Source organism: Streptomyces sp. P9-2 (genome assembly GCF_051903975.1).
Lineage (GTDB): Bacteria > Actinomycetota > Actinomycetes > Streptomycetales > Streptomycetaceae > Streptomyces > Streptomyces cellulosae.
On record NZ_CP192634.1, the window covers coordinates 505,214 to 519,699 of the forward strand.

10 protein-coding genes are annotated in these 14,486 nt (G+C 72.5%); 7 read left to right on the top strand and 3 right to left on the bottom strand.

The genetic code is table 11. The features are described 5' to 3' along the window. Positions 1 to 230 precede the first annotated feature (230 nt). Together ACQY0Z_RS34905 and ACQY0Z_RS34910 are read left to right on the top strand one after the other, a co-directional pair. Entirely contained in the window at positions 231 to 1,688 is a 1,458-nt protein-coding gene (locus ACQY0Z_RS34905; RefSeq protein ID WP_439812681.1) for an aldehyde dehydrogenase family protein, read from the top strand. A gap of 85 nt (positions 1,689 to 1,773) precedes the next feature. Next, positions 1,774 to 2,070, top strand: coding sequence for a hypothetical protein (locus tag ACQY0Z_RS34910; protein WP_198427675.1), 297 nt, complete (start codon positions 1,774 to 1,776; stop codon positions 2,068 to 2,070). Positions 2,071 to 2,196: 126 nt separating this feature from the next. Here the strand turns inward: ACQY0Z_RS34910 and ACQY0Z_RS34915 are convergent, their stop codons facing one another. Next, positions 2,197 to 2,913, bottom strand: a complete 717-nt coding sequence (locus tag ACQY0Z_RS34915) for an SDR family oxidoreductase (protein WP_189901868.1) — start codon at positions 2,911 to 2,913, stop codon at positions 2,197 to 2,199. A 76-nt stretch (positions 2,914 to 2,989) separates the two neighbouring features. Between ACQY0Z_RS34915 and ACQY0Z_RS34920 the strand changes: the two genes are divergently transcribed. Together ACQY0Z_RS34920 and ACQY0Z_RS34925 are read left to right on the top strand one after the other, a co-directional pair. Next, the gene (locus tag ACQY0Z_RS34920) at positions 2,990 to 3,805 is read left to right on the top strand and encodes a helix-turn-helix transcriptional regulator (protein ID WP_439812680.1); all 816 of its coding nucleotides are present in this window, start codon (positions 2,990 to 2,992) and stop codon (positions 3,803 to 3,805) included. Between the two features lie 168 nt (positions 3,806 to 3,973). Further along, positions 3,974 to 6,739 (top strand): helix-turn-helix transcriptional regulator, encoded by a 2,766-nt coding sequence (locus ACQY0Z_RS34925; RefSeq protein ID WP_189901870.1) that lies wholly within the window; start codon positions 3,974 to 3,976, stop codon positions 6,737 to 6,739. Between the two features lie 119 nt (positions 6,740 to 6,858). Here ACQY0Z_RS34925 and ACQY0Z_RS34930 read toward each other — a convergent pair whose 3' ends face one another. Then, entirely contained in the window at positions 6,859 to 7,095 is a 237-nt protein-coding gene (locus tag ACQY0Z_RS34930) for a DUF6480 family protein (protein ID WP_019527404.1), read from the bottom strand. A 128-nt stretch (positions 7,096 to 7,223) separates the two neighbouring features. Between ACQY0Z_RS34930 and ACQY0Z_RS34935 the strand changes: the two genes are divergently transcribed. Beyond that, entirely contained in the window at positions 7,224 to 9,122 is a 1,899-nt protein-coding gene (locus ACQY0Z_RS34935; protein WP_439812679.1) for an AMP-dependent synthetase/ligase, read from the top strand. Between the two features lie 146 nt (positions 9,123 to 9,268). After that, a complete protein-coding gene (locus ACQY0Z_RS34940) occupies positions 9,269 to 9,703 on the top strand; it encodes an ATP-binding protein (protein WP_019527402.1) in 435 nt (144 codons plus the stop codon). A 29-nt stretch (positions 9,704 to 9,732) separates the two neighbouring features. Here ACQY0Z_RS34940 and ACQY0Z_RS34945 read toward each other — a convergent pair whose 3' ends face one another. Next, complete coding sequence (locus ACQY0Z_RS34945; protein WP_189901874.1) at positions 9,733 to 10,104, bottom strand: PRC-barrel domain containing protein; 372 nt, start codon at positions 10,102 to 10,104, stop codon at positions 9,733 to 9,735. 366 nt (positions 10,105 to 10,470) lie between these two features. Here ACQY0Z_RS34945 and ACQY0Z_RS34950 point away from each other — a divergent pair, with 366 nt between their 5' ends. Continuing rightward, a complete protein-coding gene (locus tag ACQY0Z_RS34950; RefSeq protein WP_347226336.1) occupies positions 10,471 to 14,475 on the top strand; it encodes a HAMP domain-containing protein in 4,005 nt (1,334 codons plus the stop codon). Positions 14,476 to 14,486: the final 11 nt, after the last annotated feature.

The window sequence follows — 14,486 nt, forward strand, 5'->3', positions numbered from 1 at the left end:
CCGGGGCGCGGTCCGTGCGGGTGCGTGGGGGTTGCGCGCGCAGTTCCCCACGCCTCTTCGGGGCGCTCGGGCTGAGCGCGTCCGGCACCCTCCCAGGGTCAGTACTGACGCTGGGAGGCCGGCGGGCGGATGTCAGTCAGGTGACGGAGGCTGTCGGTACGGGGGCCGAGCCATTCTCGTGGAGACATCGAAACCGCCCGGTACCCGGGCGAGACCACGAGGAGCGGACCATGACCACCATCGCGCGGCACTGGATCAACGGACGGTGGACCGGCTCCGGCTCGGTTCTGCAGTCGATCAACCCGGCCGACGGCACCGTCGTCGGCTCGTTCTACGACGGTGGCGAGGCGGAGGCCTCGGCCGCCGTGGACGCCGCCGCCACCGCGTTCGAGACCACCGAGTGGGCCCGCACTCCCTCCCTTCGGTCGACCGCGCTCAGCCGGCTGGCCGACGCCCTCAAGGCCCGGACACCCGAGGTCGCGGCCATGCTGTCCCGGGAGAACGGCAAGCTGCTGGGCGAGACCACGTGGGAGGTCAGCGGCGCGGTCGGGTGGCTGCGGTACGCGGCGGCGTCCGCACGTACCCAGAACGCCGGGCGCGCCGCCGAGACGGCACCCGGCCAGTACACCCACTCGGTGCCCGAGCCGCTCGGTGTCGCCGGGATCATTTCTCCCTGGAACTCCCCCGTCATGCTGACCGTGCGGGCGCTGGGCCCGGCGCTGGCCGCCGGCTGCACCGTCGTGGTCAAGCTTCCGGCTCAGACGGCGCTGACCAATGAGCTTTTCGCGCAGGTCCTGGCCTCGGTCCCGGAGATCCCTGCGGGCGTGGTCAGCGTGTTCACCGAGTCCGGCAACACCGGGGCCCCGTTCCTGGTCTCCTCGGACAAGGTCGCCGTGATCAACTACACCGGCAGTACGCCGGTCGGGCGCCGTATCGCGGCCGCGGCCTCCACCACGCTCAAGCGGGTCGGTCTGGAACTGGGCGGCAAGGCGCCGATGGTGGTCCTTCCCGACGCCGATCTGGACCTGGTGATCCCGACCGTCGTGCAGTCGCTGGTGCTGATGAACGGGCAGTTCTGCTGCACCGGTTCCCGTGTACTGGTTCACCGGGACATCGCCGACCAGGTGCGCACCCGCCTCACCGACGCCCTCGCGCAGGTGCGGCTCGGCTCGGGCGACGACGAGAAGGCCCAGCTCGGCCCGGTGATCGACCGGGCGTCCGCCCAGCGGGTGGACGCGATCGTCGAGGAGGCCGCCTCGTACGGCACGGTGCTGCTGCGCGGCGGTGCGGTCACCGACGGCCCGCTGGCCGCCGGGGCGTTCTACCGGCCGAGCCTGGTCGAGGTGGACCGCACCGACGTCCGGATCGTGCAGGAGGAGGTCTTCGGCCCGGTCCAGACGTTCGAGATCTTCGACGACGAGGACGACGCCGTGACCAAGGCGAACGCCACCATCTACGGCCTGGCCGCCTCGGTGTTCAGCTCGGACTCGATGAAGGCCCGCCGGATCGCCCGGCGCATCCGCACCGGCACGGTGTGGATCAACACCTGGGGAGCCGTCAGCGAGGATTTCGAGGAGGGCGGCGTCAAGGGAAGCGGTTACGGCTACCTGTGCGGCCCGCGAGCGATCGAGGAGTTCCAGGCCCTCAAGGTGTACGTGGAGCAGGACCACACCCGGTCCGCCCACTGATCGGATCGTCGCCCGGCCCGGCGCCCACCTGGGCGCCGGGCAGCCCGTCGTGCACGGTACGCAGCATTGTGATGTGGAGTGGTCCATGAACGAGAGACCTGTTTCCCCCCTCCGGGAGCAGAGCCGCGACGCGGTCGCGGACGCCGAAGCCCGGAGCGGTCCCACCGTTCCGGCCGCCGTCCGGCGTGGGAAGCTGTGGCTCCTCACCGTGTGCGGCATCTATCCCACCATCGTCCTGCTGGGCCTGGCCACGGACCCTGTTCTGGGGGATCTGTACCTGCCGGTGCGACTCGCCGTACTCGTCCCGGCGGCGGCAGCGGCGATGGTCTGGCAGATCAATCCCCGGCTGCAGCGGCGTTTCGGAGCCTGGCTCACCAGATGACCAGCAGCCCGGCTCCGCCCCCGGTGCGCTCCGCGGCGCCCGCACACCACAGAGGGAAGGGCGAGGAAGGCACCGCGGTGGCAGTTCCGTGACGCCCCCTCGCCCCCGCCGGGACCTGGCGGCTCGTCACCAGGGCACGGGGGTCCCGTCCCAGGAGAAGAAGCCTCCGGTGGGGCCGTCGTCCGGCAGCAGGGCCAGACGGAGGGCGCCTTGTGCGGCCTCCGCCGGGTCGCCGCCGGCAGCGGCGGCCCCGGGAGTGAGATCAGTGGCCCGCAGACCGGGAGCGAGCGCGTTGACCTTGAAGCCGTCGTCGGCCAGCGTCTGGGCGTACAGGACGGTCAGGGCGTTGAGGGCGGCCTTGGACGAACGGTAGGCGGCGGCGCCGCCGCTTCCCGGGGTGAACTGGGGATTGGGATGCGTGCTCCAGGTCAGCGACGCGGTGCCACTGGAGATGTTGACGACACGCGGGCGCGGCGACCGGCGCAGGGCGGGCAGGAAGGCATTGGTCACCGCCACCACGCCGAACACATTGGTCTCGTACGTGCGCCGGAACTCCTCGACGCCGGTGCCGGCCGGCGGGGCGAGTGACACCGAGACGCCGGCGTTGTTGACCAGCACGTCCAAGCGGTCCACCTGAGCCGCGGCCTGTGCGATGCCGTCCGGATCACTCACGTCGAGGACGAGCGGGCGGGCCCCGGCGCCGATCTCCTCGACGGCCCGCTGCCCGCGCCCGGGGTCGCGGGAACCCACGTACACGGTGAGGCCCTCGGCGGCGAGGAGCCGCGCAATATGCTTGCCGATGCCCTTGTTTGCACCGGTGACCAGTGCTGTGCGTTCGTTCATGGCAGCCACACTTCCCCGGTCGCAGGCGTCCGGCCAGGGACAGTCCGTACCAGGCAGTGGGAGGGCAGGAGGCGGTATGGCACGGCAGGAACTGGCCCAGTACCTGCGGGGACGCCGGGCGGCCCTGCGGCCGCACGAGATCGGCCTGCCGGAGACGGGCACCGCCCGCCGCACACCGGGCCTGCGCCGCGAAGAGGTGGCGGAGCTCGCCCACATGTCGGTCGACTACTACACCCGGCTGGAACAGGCCCGGGGACCGCGGCCGTCGGCCCGGATCCTGGACGCGCTGGCCCGCGCGCTGCGCCTCACGCCGGCCGAACGCAGCCACCTGTTCCGCCTGGCGGGTTCGAGCGCGCCGCCCGGCACCACCGCCGTGCGCCGGGTGCGCCCGCACGTGGCCCGGATGCTGGACAGGCTGCCGGAGACCGGTGCCGTCGTCACCGACGCGGCGTACCACGTCGTCGCGTGGAACCCCCTGGCCCGGGCACTGCTGGGCGGTGACCTCGCAGACGGGACGCCGAACCTGGCCCGCCGCCGCTTCCTCGGCCGGGGGCGGACGTACGAAAGCTCCGGCTCCGAGGAATTCGGACACATCGCGGTGGCGCGGCTGCGCCGGGCCGCCGACCGTTACCCGCACGACCCGCGGCTGGCCGCTCTGCTGGCCGAACTGCACGACGGCAGCGAGGAGTTCCGGCAGATCTGGCAGACCCGTCCGGTCCACGCCCCCGGGCACCGCAGCAAGACCCTGGAGCATCCGGAGGCCGGCGCTCTGCGGTTGAACTGCGACGTCCTGCTCGTGCCCGAGGACGACCAGGAGGTCGTCCTGACCACGGCCGACCCCGGATCGCCCGCCGCACGGGCCCTGCGCAGCCTGGCCGGGCAAGCGCCCTGATCCGCCCGGCTCCCGGACCGTCCGGCCACGCGTGCGTCGAGCAGGAGCTGCGGGTGTCGGCGCAGCGGACGGCTTCCGGCTCCGTTTGCCGGCGGGTGCGATACTTCCTGGTCGAGTGCGTGGCTGGTGGTTCGACTGCCTCGCGAGGTACGGCGAGGGACGCGGCGGATGTGGGCGAAGTCAGGGACAGGCACGGGCGTCGGCCCGACCGGGCTGGTCGGCCGGGAGGGCGAACTCGCCGAGCTCGCGGCGTTCCTGGAGACGGCCGGGACGGACGGAGCCGTCCTGCTGCTCACCGGTGATCCGGGCGTGGGGAAGACGGCACTCCTGGACGCGACCGCCGAGCTGGCGGCGGCGAAGGGGATGCGGGTCGTCCGCGGGAGCGGTGTCGAGTACGAGACGGACATCAGCTTCGCGGGGCTCCATCAGCTCGTCGGCTCGCTGCCGGACGTGTTCGGCCGTCTGCCGCGTGCCGTGCGGGAGGCCCTCGAGGTCGCCCTCGGTCTCGGCGCCGGTCCCGCGCCGAGCCGGATCGCCGTCCTGAACGCGGCACTGTCCCTGTTCGACGAGGCCGCGAAGGAGCGGCCGTTGCTCCTCGTGGTCGACGACCTCCATGTCGTCGACCAGGCGAGCCAGGCCGCGGTGGGTTTCGTCGCCAGACGACTGGGGGGCCGCCGCATCGGGCTGCTCGGAGCGCAGCGGGCGGAGTCCGGCGCGTCCTTCCCGTCCACCGGTCTGCCGGAGCGCGCGATCGCGCCGCTGGACGACGCGGACGCCCTGCGGCTGCTGTCCCGACGCTTCGCCCACCTCCCCCGCCGGGTTCTTTCGACCGTGGCGCACGAGGCGCAGGGAAACCCCCTGGCGCTCCTCGAGTTCGCCGGGTCCACCGGGGCGTCCGGCGGCCGACCCGGCCGAGGGGCGGGACGGGCGAGCGGCCCGGGGCGGGATGTGCGCGCCCTGTACGGCGCCCGCGTCGGACGACTGCCGCGGGAAACGCGCGAGATCCTGCTGCTCGCGGCTCTCGAGGGCTCCGGCGACATCGGCGTTCTCGAGGCGGCCGGCGGGCCGGGCAGCCTCGATGAACTCGCTCCCGCGGAGCGTGACCACCTGATCATGGTCACGGAGAACGGCCGCGCGGTGCGCTTCAGGCATCCGCTGGTCAGGTCCGCGGTGGTCGACGGTTCCACCGGCGAGCAGCGGCGCGGCGCCCACCGCCGGCTGGCCGACGCGCTGGCCGGCCAGCCCGAGCGGCACGGTGATCACCTCGCCAGAGCCACGACGGCCCCCGACGAGGCGGTCGCCGCCGTCGTGGAGTCGGCGGCCCGGAGCAGCCTGCGGCGCGGTGACGCCGACGGCGCGATAGCGAGACTGCGGCGCGCGGCCGAGCTGAGCCCCGACCGCGCGGACCGCAGACGCCGCCTGTCGCAGGCCGCCTATGCCGCCGCCTGGGTGGCGGGGCATCTGGAGGTCAGCCACGAGATCATGCGTGAGGTCACGGGCGGTCCGGCCGCACGGTCGCTCTCGGCGGCGGCGACGGCCGGCTTCCTCCTGCTCGTCACGGAAGGCGACGCCGACACCGCCCACGCGCTGCTGACGGAGGCGGTCGGGCAGGCGCCGGTGGCGCCCGGTCCGCCGTCGGGTGAGCTGGAGACCGCGCTGTTCACTCTCACCCTCGCCAGCCAGTACTCGGGCCGGCCGGAGCACTGGGAGCCTCTGGTCGACGTGCTCGCCCGGTTCCCCGAGGCGACGCCCGCCGCCGCGGCATCGCTGGGGCGCGTCCACCACGACCTCGGTTCCGTCACCGACGGCATGCTGCGCCGCCTGGACGAGGAGATCGCGCGGCTGAGGGACCAGAGCGACGCCGACGTGGTCGTCCGCACCGCCCTGACCGCCTCGTACCTCGACCGGCTTCCGGGGTGCCGCGAGGCCCTGTCCCGGGTCATACGCGACGGCGGCGCGGTGGGATCGAGCATGCCGGCCCTGATGTTCGTCGCCCTGGACGACCTGTACAGCGGCCGGTGGCAGGCGTCGGCCGGCGCCGCGGACGAGCTCATCGCCCTGTCCGAGGAGACGGGGTATCACCTCTTCTCCCAGGTGGGGCACTACGTCGCCGCGATGGCCGCGGCCCAGCTCGGCGCCCTCGACGCGTGCCGGGAACACTGCGAGGCCGTCTGGGGGTGGTCGGGTCCCAGGGGCCTGAGGCGGCTGGAGAACTGCGCCCACCAGGCGGCGGCCCGGGCGGCACTCGGCGCCGCCGACTTCGAGACGGCGTTCCGGCACGCCACGGCGATCTGCGCCCCGGGTGTGCTGCCGCCGTTCAACCCCGAGGCCGTGTGGTCCGCGCCGGACCTCGTCGAGGCCGCCGTACGCACCGGGCGGCACGCCGAGGCGCGACGGCACGCGGACGCGCTGCGCGACGCCGGTGTCGGTCACCTCTCGTCGCGGTTCGCGCTGAGCGCGGCCACGGTCACGGCGATGACATCGGCTGCCGAGGACAGGGGCCGGTGCTTCGAGGAGGCGCTCGGACTGCCGGGCGTCGAGCAGTGGCCCTTCGAGGCCGGCCGGGCTCGTCTGGCGTACGGCGAAGCGCTTCGCCGGCAAGGACGCAACCGTGACGCCCGGGTGCAACTGGCTGCCGCCCGCGGCCTCTTCGAGGAACTCGGGGCCCGTTCGTGGGAAGCCCGGGCCGCGGCGGAGCTCCGCGCCACCGGCATGACGCGGACCGGCCGGGGCAAGGCCGGTGAGGCCCTCACCCCGCAGGAGCTGGAGGTCGCGAGGCTGGCGGCGACGGGGCTGTCCAACCCGCAGATCGCGTCGCGTCTGTTCCTTTCGCCGCGGACCGTGTCGTCGCATCTCTACCGTGTGTTCCCGAAGCTCGGAATCACGTCGCGGGCCGAACTCCGCAACGCTCTGGAGGCGCTGCCTCCCGCGTAGCGCCGTACGGCGTTCGTGCGGGTGCGTGGGGGCTTCTCGCGCAGTTCCCCGCGCCCCTCCAGGGCACACGTGACCCGCCGCCGGCCTCGTGGGGCCGGTGACCAGGGTGGCCGGGTCCCTTACAGGAGCAGGATGATCGCGTAAACCAGGAAGAACGCCGCGATGAAGGCGACCACGGCGAGGATCGCGGTCAGGGGGCCCTTGGACCAGCCCTTGGCGGGGTTGTGGTCCAGTTCGTACGGGCCCGCCTCGGGCATGCTGCTCTCCGCGGGCGGGGTCTCGCCCGGGGGGACGCCGCCACCTGCCTCGAGGCCGGTGGTGCGGTCCGGATCGGGATCGGGATTGACGTAGGTCATGGGGACCGGGTCCCCCGAAAGCGGCCCAGTCATCAGTGCGGACACACTTGACGTGATCCCGGCCCAGGGCCCGCCCGGCTGGACTACATTCATGCACCGTCACCCCCCGTCACCATGAGGAGCAGTGCATGCGCGACCTCGCTCTCGCTCCGCCGTACGCCTCGCCCCTGACCGGCGGCCTCGCCGACAGCCTGTTCGCGAGGGCGGCCGAGAGCCCGACCATGCCGGTGCTGGCCCGCCGCACCGGGGCCTCCGCCACCTGGGAGGAGGTCAGCGCCGTCGAGTTCCGCGACGAGGTGGTCGATCTCGCCAAGGGCCTGATCGCGTCCGGCATCCAGCCGGGCACCCGCGTCGCGATCATGGCGCGCACCCGCTACGAGTGGACCGTCCTGTGCCACGCCCTGTGGACGGTGGGCGCCGAGGTCGTGCCGGTCTACCCCACCTCCTCGCGGGAGCAGGTCGAGTGGATCCTGCGCGACGCCGGCTGTGTGGCCGTGCTGGTCGAGGACGAGCAGAGCGTGATGACCGTGGGCTCGGTGTGCGCCCAGCTGCCCCGGCTGCGGCACGTGTGGCAGCTCGACGCGGGCGCGCTGGACCAGCTGGTGGCGCGCGGCGAGGCCATCCCGGCGGCGACGGTCGACTCGCTGCGGCGGATCGTGCTGCCGGACACGACGGCCGTGGTGGCGTACACCTCCGGCACCTCGGGGCACGCCATGGGCTGCGCCCTCAGCCACCGCGGGCTGGCGTTCATCTGCGACACGCTGCTGGCGGGCTGGGGGCATGTCGCGGCGCCGCCCGGCGAGCAGGGGTCCGTGCTGGCGTTCCTGCCGTTCTCGCACGTGTACGGGCTGATGATCCAGAGTCTGTGCATCCGCGGCGGCCTGCTGATGGGCCACGAGCCGGACCTGGGCGCCGACGCGCTGTCGACGTCGCTGCGGTCGTTCCGTCCCACGTATCTGTACGCGGTGCCGTCCTTGCTGGAGAAGATCTACAAGAACTTCCTGCGGGCCTCGCAGTTGTCGGGGCGCGGGGCGCTGTTCGAGCGGGCCGCCGGCACCGCGCGTGACTTCGCGGCGGCGACGGAGCGGCAGCGCCTCGGACGCGGGTCCGGGCCCGGCTTCGACCTGCGGATGCAGCACGCCCTGTACGAGCGGACCGTGTACCGCAAGCTGCGGGCGACGCTCGGCGGCCGGGTGCTGCGGGCCACGTCCGGCGGCTCCCCGCTCTCCCGCGACCTGTCCCTCTTCTACGAGGGCATCGGCATCTACGTGCACGACGGCTACGGCCTCACCGAGACCAGCGGCGGCATCACCATGCAGCCGTACGGCAGGGAGAAGTCGGGGACGGTCGGGCAGCCGCTGCCGGGCACCGCGATCAAGGTGGCCGAGGACGGGGAGATCCTGGTGCGCGGGCCGTCGGTGTTCCAGGGGTACATCGGCGAACCGGCCGCGACCCGGGCGGCCCTGCGGGGCGGGTGGCTGGCCACGGGCGACCTGGGCCGGCTGGACGGCGAGGGCTACCTGACGATCACGGGCCGCAAGAAGGACATCATCGTCACCAGCAGCGGCAAGAGCGTGGCCCCGGCCGCCCTGGAGCAGCGGCTGCGGATGCACCCCCTCGTCCACCAGGCCGTGGTGGTGGGCGACAACCGGCCGTGCGTGGGCGCCCTGATCACGCTGGACCCGGAGTTCCTGGCGGACTGGCGGGCGGCCCTGTCGCTGCAGGGCGACGCCCCGGCGCGGGAGGCGCGGGAGGAGAACGCGCTGCGGGAGGAGATCGGGCGGGCGGTCGCCGCCGCCAACAGCAGCGTGTCCAGGTCGGAGTCGATCCGGGTGTTCCGTGTGCTGCCGGAGCCGTTCGACGTGTCCAACGGACTGCTGACGCCGTCGATGAAGCTGCGCCGGGACGAGATCGTGCGCCGCTACGCCCTGGAGATCGACGCGATGTACCAGTCCCGCACGCGCCCGGCGCGCCCCCCGGTGCGCACCGACGCGTCGGTGTGGGACGAGGACAACGTGTTCCGCTGATCATGCGCGCCACGGGGTGCGGGGTTTGTCACCCCGCACCGTCGGGCAGGCGGGCGCGTAGGCTCCGCCCGCACGGGAACCCAACGATCGGGGAACGCAACAGCAGCGACGACCGCCCCGGCGACGACCGGGGCCTGGAAGGCGACATGGCACCCGAGTCGCGTAGGGACAGGACACTGGCCGGCGAGGAGATCACGAGCCGCATCGCCAGCTTCCCGGGGGAGCTGCACGATGTGACGGACGCACGTCTGGTCGCGGAGGAATTCCTCTTCGACCTGGCCCGCGCGTCGGCGCCGTCGGCGCCGGAGCACTGGGACGACATACTCCTGGTGGTCACGGAACTGGCCGCCAACGCGGTGCAGTACGCCCCCGGACCGTTCGAGCTGCGGCTGCGCCGCACGTTCGACGGGGTGCATGTGGTGATGCACGACACCAGCACCACCGAGCCGGCCCCGCGCCCGTTCCATCCGCACAGCGGCGGGGGCGGCATCGGATGGCATCTGATCCACACGCTCTGCGACCAGGTGAGCGTCGTGACGCATGGGCAGGGGAAGGACATCCACGTCTTCCTGCCCTGGTGAACCCGGCGGCGGGGCGGCAGGCCCCGCGTTCATCCGGCGGGCCGCTCCTCGCGGGGCAGCTCGCTGTAGTAGTAGCCGACGGCGGTGAGGTAGACCCGGTCCATGGTCTCGCTGTCGGTGCGGAAGCGCGGCGCGGCCTTCAGCTCGGCCCGGGTGCAGGACACCGTCAGCTTCCGCCCCTCGGTGTCGACCGAGGTGATCACCCCGACGGGGACCAGGAGACTGCGGCCGAACACCCACACACCCGTGTCCACGACGAGGTGCGGCATGCCGTGGTGGGCGGCCTGGCGGTCGACGTGGCCGGCGGTGCCGTCGCGCGCGACGACGGTGTAGCCCGTGAGGTCCGCTTCCCGGGCGTGGCCGACGCCCGGCGCGTACGACCAGATGCTGTCGGTGGGCACTGCTTCCGGCCTCCCCGGGGTACGACTGCTCGCCATGAACTGCTCCCCCTTCGCACGAGCGGGGCCGGAACTCCGCCCCCCTCCACCCGAGCGGATACCCGTCCGGCGGGCACACATTCGAACGGCGCCCGCCGAATGCGGCCGGCCCGGCCGGGCGAACGTCCGAGCGGACGTGAAACCGCATCAGGTACCCCGGTTTCCCGGGAACATGCACGCCGGAAAACGTGATTCTCAACCGGCCCGGAAAGCCCCCCTCCTGCTTTGTCGCGCGCCCGCGTACTGGGTTAATCTGCGGCGTATTTCTCGCCGCGCGACTCCGCTGATCTGCGGAAATGCGCACTGAATGGGGCCGGAACGAGGGTGCGCATGACCAGGGGAAGCACCGAGGGGACCGACACGGTGCCGGGGGACAAGGAGCTGCGACAGCTCCTCGCGGGACTGACGGCCGTACGGGACGGGGACTTCGGTACCCGCCTGCCCGGGGACGCCGACGGGCTCATGGGGGACATCGCCAAGGTCTTCAACGGGATGGTGGACCAGCTGTCGCTGTTCACCTCCGAAGTCACCCGTGTCGCACGCGAGGTGGGCACGGAGGGGACGCTCGGCGGACAGGCGCAGGTGCCGGGGGTCTCGGGCACCTGGGCGGACCTCACCGACTCGGTGAACGCGATGGCGGGCAACCTCACGGCGCAGGTGCGCAACGTGGCGCAGGTGACGACGGCGGTGGCGAAGGGCGACCTGTCGCAGAAGATCACCGTCGACGCCCGCGGCGAGATCCTCGAACTCAAGAACACCATCAACACGATGGTCGACCAGCTCTCCGCCTTCGCCGACGAGGTCACCCGCGTCGCCCGCGAGGTCGGCACCGAGGGACGCCTCGGCGGGCAGGCGGACGTTCAGGGTGTACGGGGCACCTGGCGGGACCTGACCGACTCGGTGAACTTCATGGCCGGCAACCTCACCGGCCAGGTGCGCAACATCGCGCTGGTGGCCACGGCGGTCGCGGAGGGCGACCTGTCGCAGAAGATCACCGTCGACGCCCGCGGCGAGATCCTCGAACTCAAGAACACCATCAACACGATGGTCGACCAGCTCTCCGCCTTCGCCGACGAGGTCACCCGCGTCGCCCGCGAGGTCGGCACCGAGGGGCGTCTCGGCGGACAGGCGCAGGTGCGGGGGGTGTCGGGCACCTGGAAGGACCTCACGGACAACGTCAACGTGATGGCGTCCAACCTGACCGGTCAGGTGCGCTCCATCGCCCAGGTCGCCTCCGCGGTCGGCCGGGGCGACCTGTCGCAGCGGATCCGGGTCGAGGCGGCGGGCGAGGTCGCGGCGCTCGCGGACGTCATCAACACGATGGTGGACACGCTGTCCGCGTTCGCCGACGAGGTCACCCGCGTCGCCCGCGAGGTCGGCACCGAGGGACGCCTGGGCGGGCAGGCGCATGTGCCGGGTGTCGCCGGCACATGGAAGGACCTCACCGACAACGTCAACTCGATGGCCAACAACCTCACCGGCCAGGTGCGCAACATCGCGCTGGTGACGACCGCGGTGGCCCGGGGCGACCTGTCGAAGAAGATCGACGTCGACGCGCGCGGCGAGATCCTGGAGCTGAAGACGACCATCAACACGATGGTCGACCAGCTCTCCGCCTTCGCCCAGGAGGTCACCCGCGTCGCCCGCGAGGTCGGCACCGAGGGGCGTCTCGGCGGGCAGGCGGAGGTCGAGGGCGTCTCCGGCACCTGGAAGCGGCTCACGGAGAACGTCAACGAGCTGGCCGGGAACCTCACCCGGCAGGTCCGCGCGATCGCCGAGGTGACCAGCGCGGTCGCCGAGGGCGACCTGACCCGCTCGGTGAACGTGGAGGCGTCCGGCGAGGTCGCCGAGCTCAAGGACAACATCAACGCGATGGTGGAGTCCCTGCGCGAGACCACCCGGGCCAACCAGGAGCAGGACTGGCTCAAGACCAACCTGGCCCGGGTGTCCGGGCTGATGCAGGGTCACCGCGACCTGCCCGTGGTCGCGGAGCTCATCATGGACGAGCTGGTGCCGCTGGTGTCCGCCCAGTACGGGGCGTTCTACCTCGCGGAGGACGGCGAGGACGGCCCCGAGCTGCGTCTCGTCGGCTCCTACGGCTACCCGGACGACAGCGGGCGGCCGACGCGCATCGCCTTCGGCAGGACGCTGGTCGGTCAGGCCGCGCGCAGCCGGCGCACCATCCTGGTGGACCAGCTTCCGCCGGACTACGTCACCATCTCCTCCGGGCTCGGACAGGTGGTGCCGACCGCGCTGGTGCTGCTGCCGATCGTGGTCGAGGGCCAGGTGCTCGGCGTGATCGAGCTGGCGTCGGTGACCCCGTTCACCCAGATCCACCAGGACTTCCTGGCGCAGCTGATGGAGACCATCGGCGTCAACGTCAACACCATCGTGGCGAACGCCCGCACCGACGAGCTGCTGGTGGAGTCGCAGCGGCTCACCGCCGAACTGCAGGAGCGGTCCGCGGAGTTGCAGACCCAGCAGGAGGAACTCCAGCGCTCCAACGCCGAACTGGAGGACAAGGCGGCGCTGCTGGCCTCGCAGAACCGGGACATCGAGGCGAAGAACCTGCAGATCGAGCAGGCCCGGCAGGAACTCGAGGCGCGGGCGCAGCAGCTGTCGCTCGCCTCGAAGTACAAGTCGGAGTTCCTGGCGAACATGAGCCACGAGCTGCGCACCCCGCTCAACAGCCTGCTGATCCTGGCCCAGTTGCTCGCCCAGAACCCCTCGCGCAACCTCTCCCCCAAGCAGGTGGAGTACGCGCAGATCATCCACTCGGCGGGCTCGGACCTGCTGCAGCTGATCAACGACATCCTCGACCTGTCGAAGGTCGAGGCGGGCAAGATGGACGTCAGCCCCGAGCGGGTGGAGCTGCGCCGTCTCGTCGAGTACGTCGAGGCGACGTTCCGGCCGATGACCATGCAGAAGAGCCTGGACTTCACGATCACCACCGCGCCGGGCGCGCCCGCGGACCTGCTCACCGACGACTCGCGGCTGCGTCAGGTGCTGCGCAACCTGCTGTCCAACGCGGTGAAGTTCACCGAGCGCGGCCAGGTGGAGCTGCGGATCGAGCCGGCCCCGGACGACGAGGTGCCGCAGGAGGTGCTGCGGGGCGGCCCCGTGGTCGCCTTCCGGGTGCGGGACACGGGCGTGGGCATCCCGGAGCAGCACCTGGAGTCGATCTTCGGCGCCTTCCAGCAGGCCGACGGCACCACCAGCCGCAAGTACGGCGGCACGGGCCTGGGTCTGTCCATCACGCGGGAGATCGCGCACCTGCTGGGCGGCGCGGTCACCGTGGACAGCGTCGCGGGCCAGGGCTCCACGTTCACGCTGTTCCTGCCCGTCGCCCGGCCCGACTTCGAGCAGCAGCTGCGGCCCGCGCCCGCCGTGGAGGGGGAGCCGGCCGGGGACGAGTTGCCGGAGGCCGCGTCCGGCCGGACGCCCGCGATCGAGGCGGCCCCCGCCCAGCACGGCCGGCGTCCGCGCCGTCTGCTGGTGGTGGAGGAGCGGCCCCGGGGTCTGCTCACCCTGGTCGCGGAGAGCGTGGTGCAGGACGTCGCGCACACCGGCGGCGGCTCCCGTCCGGCGGTCGACATCATCACCGCCGTCGGCGCCCAGGAGGCGGCCGGCGCGCTGGCCGCCGATCCCTGCCACTGCGTGGTGCTGGAGCTGGGCATGGCGGAGGCGGAGGTGACCCGCTTCCTGGAGGCGCTGCGCGGCGACTCCGCGCTGGCGAGCGTGCCCGTCCTGGTGCACAGCGGACACCGCGCCGACGCCGGGGTGGAGGCGGCCCTGCGCGACCGTGCCTCGGGCACGGCGCTGGAGTTCCTGTCCAGCCTGGACGAGCTGCGGGAGCGGATCGCGCTGCATCTGTCGGCGGAGGAGCCCGGCGACGTGCTGTCGCTGGTGCGGCCGGACGAGGCGCAGCGGACCGCGCCGGAGGCGGTGGTGGACGGCTCGTTCGCGGGCCGGACCGTGCTGGTCGTCGACGACGACGCGCGCAACCTCTTCGCGCTCAGCGGCATCCTGGAGCTGCACGGCTTCCGGGTGCTGCACGCCGAGGACGGCCGCAAGGGCATCGAGAGACTGGTGGACCACCCCGAGGTGGCACTGGTCCTGATGGACGTGATGATGCCCGAGCTGGACGGGTACGCCGCCACGGCCGAGATCCGGTCGATGCCGCAGTACGCCGACCTGCCGATCATCGCGGTCACCGCGAAGGCGATGCCCGGGGACCGGGAGAAGAGCCTCGCGTCGGGCGCCAGCGACTACGTCACCAAGCCGGTCGACAGCCGTGAGCTGATCGCCTGCGTGCGCCGCTGGCTGCCGGCATGAGCGTCCACGGG

Excerpts from the sequence above, each read along its gene's own strand:
- ACQY0Z_RS34905 (WP_439812681.1), top strand. The coding sequence starts at position 231 with ATGACCACCATCGCGCGGCACTGGATCAACGGACGGTGGACCGGCTCC.
- ACQY0Z_RS34910 (WP_198427675.1), top strand. The coding sequence starts at position 1,774 with ATGAACGAGAGACCTGTTTCCCCCCTCCGGGAGCAGAGCCGCGACGCG.
- ACQY0Z_RS34915 (WP_189901868.1), bottom strand. The coding sequence starts at position 2,913 with ATGAACGAACGCACAGCACTGGTCACCGGTGCAAACAAGGGCATCGGC.
- ACQY0Z_RS34920 (WP_439812680.1), top strand. The coding sequence starts at position 2,990 with ATGGCACGGCAGGAACTGGCCCAGTACCTGCGGGGACGCCGGGCGGCC.
- ACQY0Z_RS34925 (WP_189901870.1), top strand. The coding sequence starts at position 3,974 with ATGTGGGCGAAGTCAGGGACAGGCACGGGCGTCGGCCCGACCGGGCTG.
- ACQY0Z_RS34930 (WP_019527404.1), bottom strand. The coding sequence starts at position 7,095 with ATGACCTACGTCAATCCCGATCCCGATCCGGACCGCACCACCGGCCTC.
- ACQY0Z_RS34935 (WP_439812679.1), top strand. The coding sequence starts at position 7,224 with ATGCGCGACCTCGCTCTCGCTCCGCCGTACGCCTCGCCCCTGACCGGC.
- ACQY0Z_RS34940 (WP_019527402.1), top strand. The coding sequence starts at position 9,269 with ATGGCACCCGAGTCGCGTAGGGACAGGACACTGGCCGGCGAGGAGATC.
- ACQY0Z_RS34950 (WP_347226336.1), top strand. The coding sequence starts at position 10,471 with ATGACCAGGGGAAGCACCGAGGGGACCGACACGGTGCCGGGGGACAAG.